Origin of the sequence: Marinobacter sp. KM021 (assembly GCF_050707965.1) — a bacterium.
GTDB classification, from domain to species: Bacteria; Pseudomonadota; Gammaproteobacteria; order Pseudomonadales; family Oleiphilaceae; genus Marinobacter; species Marinobacter shengliensis.
In genome coordinates this window covers 3855192-3870748 of the sequence record NZ_CP136129.1, presented here as the reverse complement: position 1 = coordinate 3870748, position 15557 = coordinate 3855192, and the positions used below count along the sequence as shown (strand labels likewise).

Here is a 15557-nt window from a genome sequence, read left to right as displayed (position 1 = left end):
CCCTCAGGCGTCCTCAAGGATGAGGACCACCAGCTCTTTCGGGCCATGGGCACCGTAAGCCAGCACCTGCTCGATATCCGCAGTCTTGGACGGGCCGGAGACCAGTAACAGGTTCGTGGGCAAACCCGCGGACCAGTTGTGTTTTTGCATCATGCCGTACAGGTTGTCTTCCACCTCACTAGCCTTGAGCAGGGCTATGTGCAACGGCGGCAGCAGGCTCATCAGGCGCGGTTCATGACGGTCCGGCCAGAGCACCAGAGAACCGGTGGCTGCAATGCCGCCCACAGTGCCGGTTATGCTGGCATCCACCTTCCAGAACAGCTCATCTTTCCATTCCTCGATGGGCCGGTCGTAGACCATCAACTGAACTTTCGCACTGCTTCTCTGCCAGTGCACCGCCAGCTGTCTGCCATGGGCGGTGCCTGGGGCGTATAGCAGATTGCCCAAACCTCGGCTCTCCAGCAATTCCTGCACTTTGGCAGGCCACTGGGCGCTGGTGACCTGATGAACCTCGGTGTGTACCGCTTCCATCAAAGTGCGCAGGCGGGTAATCCGGTCTTCCGGGGCGTACTGCCAGGGAGTTGTAACCAGACCCTCGTCAAAATCATCAGGCCGGGGCGTGGTGCCGGCCAGGCCGGCACGAAGTTTGTTCAGAATATTGCTGCGAGCGCTCATCACCGATCCCCCTGATTCAGATGGGCTTTGGCAAGATCGTGCAACGACCGGCGGGCTGGCACCAGCGCTGAGTGGTTCTCGGTCCATGGGCCGACGTTTTTCGGTGCCAGCTTGCGCAAGCGGGTCGCGCCCCACAGGAACAACCGGTAGAACACCGGCGACGTGTTCAGTCTTGCCCAGAAGCGCCAGATCGCCCGCTCCTTGCGGGAGTATTTGGCACCGCCATCTTTCACTTTTGGCTGCTCGGCCGGGCTTTTCACGTTTTCCTGCCGCAATCGCTGCAGCATTTCCGGAATTGGAATCTTCACCGGGCACACTTCGCCACAGGCACCACACAATGACGACGCGCTGGGATGGTCCGGAACCTTGTGCAGGCCCACCATGTGCGGCGTAATGATCTTGCCGATCGGCCCCGGATACACCTCACCGTAGGTATGGCCGCCCACCCGGGTATACACCGGGCAATGGTTCATACAGGCGCCACAACGGATACAGTTCAGGGTCTGGCGCAGCTGGGCATCGGCAAAGGCGCCGCTGCGGCCATTATCCAGCAGCACCAGGTGGACTTCTTCCGGGCCATCCAGCTCATCCGCCTTGCGCGGGCCGGAGATCATGTTCACGTAAGTGGTGATGGGTTGGCCCAAGGCGGAACGGGTCAGCAGCGACAACAGAGGCACCACGTCCCGCAGGTTTTCCACCACCTTTTCAATGCCGGTCACGGCAATGTGCACCGGCGGCGCGGTGGTACTCATGCGGCCATTGCCTTCATTTTCTACCAGCAGCAGGGTGCCGGTTTCGGCGATGGCGAAGTTGACGCCAGACACCCCGACGTCCGCCTCCAGGAACTTCTGGCGCAGGGTGCGCCGGCCAATCTGGATCAGCTCGTTCACATCCTCGGTTTCATCCACACCCAGCTTGTCATGGAACAGCCTGGATACCTGAAAACGGTTCTTGTGAATGGCCGGCATGATGATGTGGGAGGGCTTTTCACCATCCAACTGGACAATGTATTCGCCCATATCGGACTCCAGGCACTCGATGTTGCGCTCGGCCAGGTAGTCGTTCATCTCCATTTCTTCGCTGACCATGGATTTGCCTTTCACCACCTGAGCGCCTTTCTTTGCCTCGATGATGGAATGGACAATCCGGTTGGCTTCTTCGGTGGTTTCCGCCCAGTGGACCTTCACACCATTGTCGGTCAGTTTGGCTTCCAGCTGCTCCAGCAAATCCGGCAACCGGGACAGGGCCCGGGCCTTGATGTGGTTACCCAGTTCCCGCAAGCCTTCGCGCTCGTCTTCATCCGGGAAAGCATCGGCGCGCTTTTTCATCAGCGAATCCATAGCCACCCGGAAGTTGGTGCGCAGCTGGTCGTCCGCCAGGGCACCCACGGCGCGGCCACGGAAGCTGTCGGTCAGCTCCTTAATGGGTATGCGCTGGCTCATGGCGTCACCTCACCGCTGACCCGCTCCCACAGGAAGCTGGCCAGGTGCCGGCCCCGGAAGGTCTGCTGTTGTTTTTCCAGGGAGCCATTGATGTTGAGCAGGCAGCCACCATCGGCGGTGACCATTTCCACCGCGCCGGACTCCCGTAGCGAACGGGTTTTGTCCAGCACCATGGCGCCGGAGACTTCCGGCATGCGCACCGAGAACGTACCACCGAAACCACAGCACTCGCTTTCATGGTCGTGGTCCAGTCGCTGCACGTTGGATAGCTTGCCCAGCAGTTCCCGGGCGTGCAGGTGGGTGTTCATTTCCCGACGGGCAGAACAGGAGGTGTGCAGGGCAATCTGCGTGGGCTGGCCCAGGTCCTGCCAGTCCACTTTACAGACGTGCAACAGGAATTCGGTCAGCTCGAACGTGCGCTCGGCCAGGCTTTCAACACGCTCGAGGGTATCCGGCTCTTCGGCAAACACTTCATGATAATGCTGCCGGAACATGCCGGCACAGGAACCGGAAGGCACCACCACCGGCAAGCCATTATCCAGCAGATTGAGCTGTGCCCGCGCCACCTCCCGGGCCTCATTCACGTAACCAGAGGTCCAGGCCGGCTGGCCGCAGCAAGACTGCGCCTGCGGAAAATGTACGCGAATACCCTCCCGTTCCAGCAGGCGGATGGCGTCCAGCCCAGCCTCGGGGAAGAACAAGTCCACCACGCAGGTGCCAAACAGCGTGACCTCGGCCGGCTTTGCCGGGTAGGTCCGGGGCGTGGGGCGCTCCGGAGCCACACGGGTGGCATTGGGGGCGGCATCGTAGAACAGCTCACTCATCAGTCATTGCCTCCGGGCGATACGGCCACCGGCCGCCCGCCCGTCATCGTTATGTCAGCGTTACCGGCCCATTAACGGGTCCATCACACCCAGGCCATAGGCCGCCAGCAATGCAATCAAACCGGTCGCCAAGAGGTAGTATAGGGTCGGCCACACGGTCTTGCGCAGGGTCTGTCCTTCACGGCCCAACAGCCCCACCGTGGCTGAGGCGGCCACCACGTTATGAATGGCCACCATGTTACCGGCAGCGGCACCCACGGCCTGCACCGCCACCATCAGGGCGGTGGACAGGCCGAGGCTTTCAGCGACACCAAACTGGAACTGACTGAACATCATGTTGGATACGGTGTTGGAACCCGCCAGAAAGGCACCCAGCGCACCCACGGTCGGTGCCAGCAGCGGATAGATACCACCCACGGCATCGGCGGCCCAGGTGGCCATGGCCAGCGGCATACTGGGCAAATCGGACATGTTAACGCCCGAGTTGATCAGGATCCGCACCATCGGCACCGTAAACAGAAGAACAAAGCCTGCGCTCAACAGCACACCACTGGATTCCTTGACGGCATTCCCAAGGGCACGAGCGCTCATGCGGTGAATGAAGAAGGTTGCCAGAACAACCATCACCAGGATACCGCCCGGCAGGTACAGAGGCTGAACACCGGCATTGATGCCTGCCTCACCCAGAATATTCGAGAACGATACACCAACGCTGGTGAAGGCCTGTTTGATCGGGTCGACGGTCCGGCTCAGCACCAGCACGACGCCCACCAGTACATAGGGCACCCAGGCGCGGAAACCGCTCATGGGCTTGGCCGCGATGTCTTCGAGCTTCATCTCGATACTGCCCAGCCACTCCGAGGGCCAGTCCTTGCGGTCGGCAAAATCCCAGGCGTTTTTGGGCATCAGGAAGCCCTTCTTCGCCGCCATGGTCACGATCGCCAGGCCAATCAGGCCACCCAGCAGAGACGGGAATTCCGGCCCCAGAATCACACCGGTCAGCGCGTAGGGAACCACAAAGGCAACACCGGCAAACAGGGCAAACGGCAGCACCTCCAACCCTTCTTTCCAGCTTTTGTTCTTGCCGAAGAAGCGGGTCATCATGGTCACCATCAGCAACGGCATAACCACACCGACAACGGCATGGGTGATAGCCACTTCCGAGGTGATGAGTTGCAGGTACACATCCCAGTTGGAGCCCAGAGCCTCCAGTCGTTCGGTAATCGTGGCACGGTCGAGACCCGTGGTTACCCCAACCACCACCGGAGTACCCACAGCGCCGAAGGATACTGGCGTACTCTGCACCATCATGCCCAGCATGACCGCCGCCATAGCCGGGAAACCCACCGCCACCAGCAGGGGCGCGGCAATGGCCGCCGGCGTACCAAAGCCGGAGGCGCCCTCGATGAAGCTACCGAACAACCAGACGATGATAATGGCCTGAATGCGGCGATCCGGCGTGATGTTGGTAAAGCCGGCCCGAATGGTGGTGATGGCTCCCGAGTGCTTGAGCGTGTTCAGCAGCAAAATAGCGCCGAAGATAATCCAAAGCAGGCCAATGGTAATCACCAGACCCTGCAGGGTGGAGGCCAGAATGCGGTTCAAGGTCATATCCCAGGCGCCGTAACCGATCAGCGCAGTGACCAGGAACACCACAGGCATGGCGCGGCGGGCAGGCCAACGCATGCCTATCAGAAGGATTCCGGCCAGCAGAATCGGGGCAAATGCCAACAGGGCGAGCAATCCGGACGACATGATTTTCTCCAGAGTATTGTTGTTGGATACTATTTTTGGATAATTGGTAATACCAATTTACAAGTCTGTCCAAGTACGTTATTTGAACACCCTTTGGGCTGTCAAAAGCAAGGCCTTCGACATTCGTCTAATTGCCTCAGGGTTTTACTGGGAAAACAAGAACAAAGCAGGCTAATATTTATTGGTAAGACCAATTTATTTATCAACCGGAGCCGTACATGGCCATCAATCAGGTGGCGCCCAGGCGCCTCGCCGACACCATCGTTGAGCAACTGGAAACCATGATTCTGGAAGGCACATTGCAACCGGGCCAGCGGTTACCTCCGGAGCGGGTGCTGGCAGAGCAATTCGGTGTGTCCCGGCCTTCGTTGAGAGAAGCAATCCAGAAACTGGCCGCCAAAAGCCTGCTCCACAGCCGCCAGGGAGGGGGCAACTTTGTCACCGAAACGCTGGGTGCGAGTTTCAGTGACCCACTGATCAAGTTGCTGGAGACGCACCCGGAAGCCCATCGCGACCTGCTGGAATTTCGCCGCACGCTGGAAGCAGACTGCGCCTTTTACGCAGCGCAAAGAGCCACCGAAGTTGACCGCCAGTACCTGACTCAAGCCTGGACCGCCCTGGATGCCTGTTACCGCGACAGCTCCGGCAACAACCTGGAAGCCGAGGGCGCAGCGGACGCCCGCTTCCACATGGCCATCGCCGAGGCCAGCCATAATGTGGTGCTGATGCACACCATGCGTAACCTGTTCAACATGCTCAAGAACAACATCGTGACCAACATCGGCGGCATGTATGCCAGAGCCGCCAAAACCCGGCAGGGCCTGGTCGACCAGCATTCCCGGCTGTTTCAGGCAATCATGGAAGGAAGGGCCGAGGATGCCCGGGCGATTGCCGGCCACCACATCGAGTTTGTCCAGCAGACCATCTCGGAACACTCGGAAAACGAACGGCGCAAACAGCGGGCCTTGCGCCGGGAACGGCACAACGCTGACGAACAGGCATAAAAAAGGTTCATCGCGCTTTACCGGGAAATGCTGCTTTTATCTTCAGAAAGAAGTAGTCGTTATCCCGGTAGCCGTAGGCCACCCGCTTGATCACCTTGATCTTGTTGTTCATTCCCTCCAACACACTGGTGTTCAACCGGTAGACCGCGCTGGCGATAATGCCGTCGACGTAGCCCTTGAGGCGCCTGGCAAACTGCTGCACGGGGGCCAGCCCACTACTCATAGCCAGATTTAGCCAGTCTTGCCAGCGTTGTCTGGCATCGGCCTCTGAGGGAGCGTACCAGAGCTCTTTGAGCTGGTCTTTCAGGACGTAGACAGTCATCAGGGGCTGGTTGGCTTGCAGCAGTTCTTCGAGCTTCAGAGCCTGCTCGTCCTTGAGGTTGCCTCGGTTTCTGAGCAACAGCCAGCGACTTCGTTTCACTACTTTGCGAGCCGGCTTGTCGTGTCGAAGCTGATTGGCCGGATCGACCCGGACACGGTCAATCACTTCCCGTCCGAACTTTGCTACAACGTGGAACAGGTCATAGACCACCCGTGCTTGTGGGCAGTGGTGCTGAACTTCCAGGTCCATGGCGGTATTCATATCCATCGCCACGGCTTCGATCTGGCCACAGGTTTCCGGCCCCAGCCATTCAAAGAAGGGGCGTACCGCTGCTCGACTGCGGCCTTCTCCAACCCAGAGGACTTGTTGAGTATCCGCATCAATCGCCACGGTGGCGTAGCGGTGTCCCTTGAACAAGGCGAACTCATCCATGATCAGTCGACGAATCCGGCGTTTATCTGGCTCAGTCACTTCTCGTTTGAGGCGCCGATGGTCGATGGCCTTGACCGTATGCCAATGCAACCCTAGCAGCGTTGCCACATGTTGGATCGGCATCAGTCGTACCAGGGATTCAATCCAACTGACCATGCCTGCCGTCAGACGCTGTCGCCCTGGTAACCAGCGAATCTGTTCAAGCTTGGGGCCACAGGTCGTACAACGAACTCGGCGAACTGGCACGTCCAGCCAGACGCGGTATTGGAACAGGTCGCGTTCTCGGACTCGTCGGGTGCTGATGTCATGGATGGCAAGCGTGTGCTGATTACAACCACTGCAGCATGGCAAGTAATCGTCGGCAGGTTGCAGTCGGATGAGCAGAGATTGAGCGTCAATCTGGGCATACGATTCTATCGTGAATCCTTCCCAGAACAGGGCAAGAGGATTAGCATTCATAGGGACGGCGGTGAGTCGGTCAGGTTTGTTGTTTTGGCGAACTCAAAACTAACCGGTTTGACCGCCGTCTCCTACTTTTTCACGCTAACCCGCGATGAACCAAATTTATTCACCCTTTGCCTTCCGGGATACCTCCTTCGGGGTGCGGCATTGTGTCTCAAGCCAGCAATGCCCTCGCCCTTTAAAATTGCCAAAAATCACCATTCCCCCCGTTTGAAATGCGCTGTTAAAAGGAACGCCCTGCATGCTCAAGAAACGTCTGGCTCGCAGTATCAGCCTGGTGTTGGCTGGCTTGACCCTCACTCCCGCCGTTCACGCCCAGATGGAAGGAGAAGATTCGTTGCTGATACGGGTGACGGAGGGGCAATCTGCAGAGGCGGCAAGGCTTTCGGCTGCCGCCGTGCAGTCGGAGCCGGCACAGCGGTTGTCGGGCAGCGCGTCGGTGTCTCTGTCTCGAATGGGGGGGCGGGGGCTCGACCCGGTGATTCGAGGTCAGAACGAGGAACGGGTAGACGTGCTGCTGGATGGCATGCGGGTTGAAGGTGCCTGCCCAAGCCGGATGGACCCGCCCACCAGTCGATTGAGTACCTCGCTGGCACCGGTGCTGGAAGTGCGCACCAGTAATCGCACCCTGCGTTGGGGGCCGATTGCCGGGGGGCAGGTAGTGGCGACCACGGCGGCTCCGGAATTCGCGGATGACAACCTGACCACCGGGCACCTGACTCTGGGTGGTGCAGACAATGGTGATGGCAAGTTAATGAATGGCAGTGTAGCTGTTGGCAGTAAAGCCTCCTACCTGCGGATGGCCGCCGGCTATGACGAAGCCAACGATTATGAGGACGGCGACGGCAACAAGGTTCGCAGTTCCTATGAGAACACTGAGGGCCGGGTGGATGCTGCCTGGACCGCAGACAACGGCTTTTATATCAAAGGCCTGGTCAGCCGGCAGGAAGAGCGGGATGTGAAGTTCCCGGGCCGTGGCATGGATGCGCCAAAAACCGATACTGACCTCTATCGGATGGAAATCGGCGCACCGGTGGCCGAGGGTGGCTGGAGCCTGATGGCCTGGCAGGCAGACGTGGACCATGTGATGGATAACTTCAGCCTGCGGGAGTCTGCCATGAAAATGCAGACCGACTCGCAAACCCGCACCCAGGGTGCCCGCCTGGTGCTGGATCAGACCATCAACTTTACCAAAGACATCGCCATTGGTTTGGACGTGGAACGTAATGAGTGGGATGCCACCATGTACAACGGCATGAATCTGGACAACCCGGCGTCGTTGATGTGGCCGGGTGTGGAGCGGGACCGTGTTGGTGTCTTCGTGGAGGCATTTCACCGGATTCGGGTCAATACCCGCCTGGGTGCCGGTATCCGCTATGACCGGGTTGAAATGGATGCCACCCGCGCCGGAGACAGCTTCCGGATGATGCCCGGGGCGCCCATGACCATGACCCCGGCGATGCTGTATATGAGCGCCTATGGAGTCACGGACACCAAGGCCGACGATAACAATGTCAGCGGCTTTATCACCGGCGAGTGGCGTTTGTCTCCGGCCAACACTCTGGAAGCCACCGCTTCCCACAGTGTTCGTTCCCCCAGCGTGAACGAGCGCTACGTTGCCCAGAGAACGATGCGAGGCTCCTGGATTGGTAATCCTGATCTGGAAACCGAAAAGCACAACAAGCTGGAAGTGAGCCTGTCTGGCCGTGATGGCAACTGGAGCTGGCGCCCGGCGGTCTGGGTAGACCAGGTGGAAGATTATGTTTATCGATTTGATACCCGCAATCCCGATGGCACGGTGGATACCCGGTACGCCAACATAGATGCCCGGTTACTGGGTGTGGAAGGTCTGGTTGGCTGGAGCAACGGCACCTGGAGTACCAGCAGCAAACTCGCCTCCGTTCGCGGTGAGAACCGGGATGCCGACAAGGCGTTGCCTCGCATTCCGCCAGTTCAGTTTATCCAAACTCTCGGGTGGCAGCATCAGGGCCATACCATCGAAGCGGAATGGCAACTGGCGCGCCGGCAGGACCGGGTAGATCTGGAGTCCGGCCTGGACCCAAGCACCTCTCCGGGCTATGGCGTTATTAATCTCTCTGGCACCCATCCATTGATGGCGAACCTGAGCTTCACTTGGGCACTGGATAATCTGTTTGATAACACCTGGGCGTATCATGTCAGCAAGGACAACCTGGCAGACAGCGGTGTGTTCAGGGTTAATGAACCTGGTCGTACCGTACGCGCCGCGCTGACCGCGCGTTGGTGACATCGATTATGGCGGTTGCCCGCTTCTCATAGCCGGCGGGTGATCTTGTGCCCCGGGCAGACAGCCAGTCTGCCCGGGGCCTTTTTTTGAGGAGGTGGTCCGGGATTCGGAATGGCTGGACGAATGTGGCTAGAATGAAAGCGCTTTCGTTTTTAAAGTCATCGGATTATCAGGTTTGTTATGAGTCATCGACCCGGCTGGGTGTTCTACTGTTCTTTCGTGCTGCTGGTTTTGTTTGTGGTGGCCGGGGGCCTGATGCCCGCCGAGTTGTCACGCTATGCCAATGAGGCACTGGATTTCACCACCCTGCATTTTGGCTGGCTGTATCTGTTTGCCACTTCTGGATTTCTGGTGTTCTGCATTGCCGTTGCTGCCGGTAATTACGGCAAGATTCGCCTGGGTGCCGATGGTGAGGCACCGGAGTTTTCCTATCTGACCTGGCTGGGCATGATCTTTTCCGCCGGTATGGGTGTTGGCCTGGTGTTCTGGGCCGTGGCCGAGCCCATGAGCCATTTTGTGGCGCCCCCGTTTGACTCGGCTGAGCCCCGTGGCCCACAGGCCGCGAGCATGGCGATGCGGTATTCCTTGTTTCACTGGGGCTTTCACCAGTGGGCCAACTTTGCCCTGGTGGGTCTGGCCATTGCCTATGTGCGCTTCCGCCTGCAACGCCCCGGTTTGATCAGTGAAGCCTTCCGCTCCACCTTGGGTAACCGGGTGGACTCGGGCATCGGACATTCCATCAATATCCTCGCCGTTGTCTCCACCGTGTTCGGGGTGGCGACCACCCTAGGCCTGGGCGTCATCCAGATCAACAGTGGTTTGGGGGCGGTGGCCGGTACCGCGTTCGGTGTCACCCCACAACTGTTCATTCTCGCCGGCGTTGCGGTTTTGTTCCTGCTGTGTTCCCTGGCGCCTCTGGAGAGTGGGATTCGCTTCGTGAGTGACGCCAACATGCTGCTGGCGGCGGGGTTGCTGGTGTTTGTGTTCTTTATGGGCCCTACCGACTTCATCACCGCCGCCATGACCAATGCCATTGGTGACTATTTCGCCAACATGGTCGGCATGAGCCTGGTGATGACACCCTACACCGGCGATGACTGGGTGGAGCGATGGACCATCTTCTACTGGGCCTGGGGGCTGTCCTGGGCACCCTTTGTCGGTAGTTTTATTGCCCGGATCTCCCGGGGCCGAACCATCCGGGAGTTTGTGTTCGGGGTGATTGGCATGCCGGTGTTGCTCAGTATTGTCTGGTTCTCCACCTTTGGCGGCTCCGCGTTGTATTTCGAACTGTTTGAGGGGGCCGCCCTGGGTGACGCCGTGCTGGCGGAGATGAGCTCGGCCCTGTTCGCCACCCTGAACTACCTGCCGGGCACTACCATTATTGGCGGCCTGATGCTGGTGCTGATCGTGCTGTTCGTTATTACTTCCGCAAACTCGGCTACCTTTGTCCTGGGTATGTTTGCCAGTAAAGGGGTTCTGAACCCGAAACGCTGGTCCCGTTTGACCTGGGGCATAGTGCAGGTGTCGGTGGCCGGGGTACTGTTGCTCAGTGGCGGACTGGAAGCGCTCCAGACCATTTCAATACTGGCTGCCTTCCCGTTCATGGTGTTGATGATTTTTATGGCTGTTGCCCTGTTGAAATCACTGCGAAACGAGCAGCGGCAGATCGAGTTGCACGAGGCCATGACCAGAGAGCGCTTGCTGCGCTTACTGGCAGAAAACGATCACCTTGGTGATGAGCGGGCTGGCTCTGAACCCGGGTTGAAGCCCGAGGAGCCTGGGAAAAACGAATGATCATCCGTTGAATGGTACCGGATGGATTTTCTGATGTTGGCTGACTGTCGGTTGTGGCTGTGAATATTTGTCGCACCCTGTTAACAATCCGAATACGGTAACGGGTTGTATAGTAACTTTGCGCGAAAGCGCGACTCAACCATCCTGAGCGTAGACACTACCCATGTACAAACGTTTTGTTCCTCTCCTGATTCTGGCCGCGGGTATTGCGGGCTTCATTGTGCTCAAGGCAACGCGCCCCGAGCCTGCCCAAGTGGCCGCCACCGAACGTAGCTGGCGGGTAGAGGTTCAGGTCGTGGCTCCAGCTACCGGGGTGCCTGTGTTGCCGTTGTACGGTGAAGTGGTGGCGCCTGACCAGCAAACGGTGGCTGCCACCATGGCTGGCCGCATTGCCGAGCGCCCGGCAGCGGAGGGTGCCCGGGTGAGCCTTGGTGACCTTTTGCTGGCCCTGGACGAAGCAGACATTGAGCCGGCTCTTGCCCAGGCCCGTGCTCAGGTTCAGGATTTGCAGGCCCAGATCCGCTCGGAGCAGGTTCGCCATCGGAACGACCAGCGCGCCCTGGAAAGTGAGCAGGCCATTGCGGACAACGCCCGCCGCCAGTTCGAACGGATTGAAGCCCTGGTGGGTCGGAACCTGGCTTCCCGGGAGAACCTGGAAACGGCAACCGACGCCCTGGCCCGGGCGGAACTGACGGTCAGTACCCGGGCGCGGGCCATCGATGAACACCCGGCCCGGTTGCAAAGCTTACAGGCCAGATTACTGCAAGCCACCGCTAACCTGACGGCCACAGAACGGGACGGTGACAGGGCCCGCGTCGTCGCGCCCTTTGATGGTGTGGTTACCAACGTGCAGGTGGCGGTGGGTGATCAGGTATCCCGCAATCAGTCGCTGTTGTCGATTTATCCGCTGGCCGGGCTCGAAGTGCGCGCCAGAGTGCCGGAAGTCTTCCAGCGGGAATTGATCGGGGCGCTGGAGCGGGGTGACATCCTCAACGCCTACAGCCGCAACCGGGAGCATCGGTTCACGTTAACCCGCTTTGCCGGGATTGCTGACCCCGCAGGCACCGAAGCGGTGTTGACGCTCGACGGGGCGCCGGCGGGCTTGAGGCCGGGTGCGCTGCTGCCGCTGACCCTTGAGCGACCCGCCCGGGAACAGGCGGTGGAAGTGCCATTCAGTGCCCTGTACGGCGCCGATAGCATCTATCTGATGACCGACGATCAGCGCATGCAGCGGGTGCAGGTAGAGCGCATCGGCGAGGCGATAGCCAGTAACGGCGAACGTCGTTTGCTGATCGCCGGTGAGCAGCTTACGCCAGGCGCCCGCCTGATCATTACCCACCTCCCCAATGCCATGACCGGCCTGAAAGTTGAAGTGGCCGGTGACAACGGGGAGTCGTCAGAGTGAGGCGCAGGAAAGGCATTATCGGTTTCTTCGTCCACCACCGGGTAGCCGGCAATCTGGTTATGCTGGTGATGATTCTTGGTGGTGTGCTGGCCCTGAGCCGGATGAACATCCAGTTCTTTCCTACCTTTGCGTTGGATGTGGTCAGTGTGCGGGTGGTCTGGAGCGGTGCGTCTGCCGAGGACGTCGAACGGGGGATCACGGACCCTCTGGAGCAACGGCTCCGAAGTGTCGATGGCCTGAAGAAAATGACGTCTACCTCCGCTCAGGGCATCTCTTCCATCACTCTGGAATTCCATGAGGGCACCGATCCGATTCAGGCGGTGGACGACGTGCGCCAGCAGGTGGACGAGTTCAATAACCTGCCGGCTGACGCTGAAGAACCGCAGGTAGCCCGCATCGAACGTTATGAGCCGGTAGCCCGCCTGTTGATCTATGGCGACGTGGACCGCAGTGAACTGCGCAACCTGGTGTACCGCTTTGAAGATGAGCTGCTGGACCGGGGGATTGACCGCATCGCTATCCGTGGTTTACCGGAGCAGCAAATCAGTATCGATGTGCCGGCGGAACGGCTGGAAACCCTCGGCCTGTCGCTTGAACAGATCGCTGATCGGGTGGCCTCCCTGTCACGGGATTTGCCAGCGGGTATGATGGCGCAGCAGGACGCTACCCGGGAACTTCGCTCCATCGAGCAACGGCGTAGCCCGCAGGCCTTTGAAACCGTTCCGGTGCTCAGTGGTGACCGGGTGCGGATGCAGCTGGGCGATATCGCTATCATCCGCCAGGAAGCCCGTGACAACCAGACGGTGATGGAGAACCATGGCGTGCCTGCGGTGGAACTACAGCTGCAGCGCTCGGAAAACGGCAACTCTCTGGCCGCCGCCAAGGTGCTGGAAATTTGGCTGGAAGACACCCGGCCGGTGCTGCCGGATTCCATCAAAATGGAAGTGTATGACGAAACCTGGCAGCTGTTGCAGGATCGTATCTCCCTGTTGGTCAACAACGGCCTGGGTGGTCTGGTGCTGGTGGTGGGGTTGCTGTACCTGTTCCTGCCGGGGCGCGTGGCCATGTGGGTGGCGATCGGAATTCCCACCGCCTTTCTGGCCGCGCTGGCGGTGCTCTGGCTGATTGGTGGCTCCATCAACATGATTTCCCTGTTTGCCCTGATCATGGCGCTGGGGGTGATTGTGGATGACGCCATCGTGGTGGGGGAAGACGCAGACGCCCACGCCCGAATGGGCGAGGAATCCATTTATGCCTCCGAGGGTGCCGCCAAGCGCATGGTCTGGCCGGTGCTGGCATCGTCCCTGACCACGGTGGCGGCGTTTATGCCGTTGCTGGTGGTGGGTGGCGTGATTGGTAACATTCTGGGGGACATTCCCCTGGTAATGATCTGCGTGCTCATTGCCTCGCTGGTGGAGTGCTTCATTGTGCTGCCGGCGCACTTGCGCCATGCCTTCAAGCGTAAAACTGAAAAGGCGGGCCAGCCGGCGCCTGCAAAGCGTCAGCCAAACCCGGTCACTCGGCTTCGCAATGGCTTTGAGCGGCGGTTTGATGCTTTTCGCGATGGCCCGTTCCGGCGGTTTTCCCGTTACAGCCTGAAGCATCGCGGCGTGACGGTGGCCAGCGCTCTGGCCCTGGCAATCCTCACCGTCGGTCTGCTGGCTGGCGGTCGTCTGGGCTTCAATTTTTTCCCGACACCGGAGCCCTCGGTGTTCTATGCCAACGCCAGTTTTGTGGCCGGTACCGATAAACGCGAGGTGGCGGATTTCATGCGCGAGATGCAGCGCGCGCTGAATGAAACAGAGCAGGCGCTGGGTGGCAACCTGATTCTTCATGCGGTCACCACCTACGGTGCCACCCAGGGAGCCGAGGGCAGCTCCCGCAACGACGATGAGTTGGGCTCGATGCTGGTGGAACTGGTGCCGTCGGATCGGCGCGACGTCCGCAACCCGGAGTTCATTGAGCAATGGCGCAAGCGCCTTCCGTTACCCGCAGGGCTGGATTCGCTCAACATCAGTGAGCGCCAGTCCGGACCGCCGGGGCGGGATGTGAACATTCGCCTGACCGGCGACAGCGCCGATAACCTCAAACGCGCGGCCGACGAAGTGGCCCAGGCTCTCAGTACCCTGCCGGGCGTGCTGGATGTGGAAGACGACATGCCCTGGGGCCGGGAGCAGTTGATCTATCAGGTTAGCCCCTATGGTGAAGCCCTGGGCCTGACCACCGTGGATCTCGGGCGTCAGCTGCGGGCAGCCTTTGATGGCCGGATTGCCCAGATCTATCAGGACGGCCGTGACGAGATCGAAGTGCGGGTGCAGCTACCCCGCGATCAACGGGAGCGGTATTCCACCCTCGAGCAAATGATGGTGCGTATTCCGGATGGCCGGTTCGTGCCGTTGACCCAGGTAATGAACCTGGACCACCGCCAGGGTTTCCAGGCCCTGCGCCATGCCGACGGCAAACTGGCGGTGGAGGTGACCTCGGCCCTGAATACCCGGGTGGCCACCACCGATCAGGTACTGGAAAGCCTGCAGGCCGGCGCCCTGCCGGATATCGCCAGTCGGTACGGTGTGCGTTACAGCTTTGAGGGGCGGTCTGCCGATCAGCGGGAGACCATGGATGACATGAAAACCGGGTTAATGATCGGGTTGGCGCTGATGTACGTGGTGCTGGCCTGGGTGTTTGCCTCCTGGAGTCTGCCGCTGATCGTAATGGCGATCATTCCCTTTGCCCTGGTGGGTGCCTTGTTGGGGCATTGGCTGATGGGGTTGCAGCTCACCATTCTGTCGTTGTTCGGGCTGTTTGGCTTGTCCGGTATTGTGGTCAACAACGCGATTATTCTGGTGTCGTTCTATAACCAGCAGCGCCAGAAAGGACTGGGTATTACCGATGCCCTCAATGAGGCGGCCGTGCAGCGGGTTCGAGCGGTACTGTTGACCTCCCTCACCACCATCGGTGGCTTGCTGCCGCTGTTGTTTGAAACCTCCCTGCAGGCGCAGTTCCTGATTCCCATGGCGACGTCCATCGCCTTTGGCCTGGGCCTGTCCACTTTCCTGGTGTTGCTGGTGATACCGGCACTGTTGTCGTGGCTGGAGCAGTTCCGGGAATGGCGGGCGCAGCGCCATGGCGAAACGCCGGAACCCCTGCAGGGTTGAACGTTGGGGGGCGAATTGGCC

Annotated in this window: 10 protein-coding genes; 5 read left to right on the top strand and 5 right to left on the bottom strand. The window is 59.7% G+C overall.

The window, feature by feature from the left end; translation table 11 throughout:
* Positions 1-3: 3 nt before the first annotated feature.
* Genes RVM24_RS18035 through RVM24_RS18020 form a run of 4 tightly spaced genes read right to left on the bottom strand, consistent with a single transcriptional unit; the run spans position 4 to position 4696 of the window.
* Positions 4-675, bottom strand: a complete 672-nt coding sequence (locus RVM24_RS18035) for a LutC/YkgG family protein (protein WP_061332488.1) — start codon at positions 673-675, stop codon at positions 4-6.
* Positions 675-2117 (bottom strand): LutB/LldF family L-lactate oxidation iron-sulfur protein, encoded by a 1443-nt coding sequence (locus tag RVM24_RS18030; protein WP_431474502.1) that lies wholly within the window; start codon positions 2115-2117, stop codon positions 675-677. Before RVM24_RS18030 ends, RVM24_RS18035 begins: the two co-directional genes overlap by 1 nt.
* Positions 2114-2941: a (Fe-S)-binding protein gene (locus tag RVM24_RS18025; protein WP_431474501.1), complete on the bottom strand. Its 828-nt coding sequence runs from the start codon at positions 2939-2941 to the stop codon at positions 2114-2116. The genes RVM24_RS18030 and RVM24_RS18025 overlap by 4 nt, the downstream gene beginning before the upstream one ends.
* 60 nt (positions 2942-3001) lie before the next feature.
* The gene (locus RVM24_RS18020) at positions 3002-4696 is read right to left on the bottom strand and encodes an L-lactate permease (protein ID WP_431474500.1); all 1695 of its coding nucleotides are present in this window, start codon (positions 4694-4696) and stop codon (positions 3002-3004) included.
* Between the two features lie 218 nt (positions 4697-4914).
* Between RVM24_RS18020 and RVM24_RS18015 the strand changes: the two genes are divergently transcribed.
* Positions 4915-5700, top strand: coding sequence for a GntR family transcriptional regulator (locus RVM24_RS18015; protein WP_431474499.1), 786 nt, complete (start codon positions 4915-4917; stop codon positions 5698-5700).
* A gap of 7 nt (positions 5701-5707) precedes the next feature.
* On the opposite strand, the gene RVM24_RS18010 is transcribed toward RVM24_RS18015, so the two are convergent.
* On the bottom strand, positions 5708-6913 hold the full coding sequence (locus RVM24_RS18010) for an ISL3 family transposase (RefSeq protein ID WP_431474477.1): 1206 nt from the start codon (positions 6911-6913) through the stop codon (positions 5708-5710).
* 244 nt (positions 6914-7157) lie between these two features.
* Between RVM24_RS18010 and RVM24_RS18005 the strand changes: the two genes are divergently transcribed.
* From RVM24_RS18005 to RVM24_RS17990, 4 genes are all read left to right on the top strand, one after another.
* Positions 7158-9182 (top strand): TonB-dependent receptor domain-containing protein, encoded by a 2025-nt coding sequence (locus tag RVM24_RS18005; RefSeq protein ID WP_431474498.1) that lies wholly within the window; start codon positions 7158-7160, stop codon positions 9180-9182.
* A 180-nt stretch (positions 9183-9362) separates the two neighbouring features.
* On the top strand, positions 9363-10976 hold the full coding sequence (locus RVM24_RS18000; RefSeq protein WP_431474497.1) for a BCCT family transporter: 1614 nt from the start codon (positions 9363-9365) through the stop codon (positions 10974-10976).
* A gap of 163 nt (positions 10977-11139) precedes the next feature.
* On the top strand, positions 11140-12381 hold the full coding sequence (locus RVM24_RS17995; RefSeq protein WP_286920670.1) for an efflux RND transporter periplasmic adaptor subunit: 1242 nt from the start codon (positions 11140-11142) through the stop codon (positions 12379-12381).
* Positions 12378-15536 carry an efflux RND transporter permease subunit gene (locus tag RVM24_RS17990; RefSeq protein WP_431474496.1) on the top strand — a complete coding sequence of 1053 codons (3159 nt, stop codon included), beginning with the start codon at positions 12378-12380 and terminating at the stop codon, positions 15534-15536. The genes RVM24_RS17995 and RVM24_RS17990 overlap by 4 nt, the downstream gene beginning before the upstream one ends.
* Positions 15537-15557 lie beyond the last annotated feature (21 nt).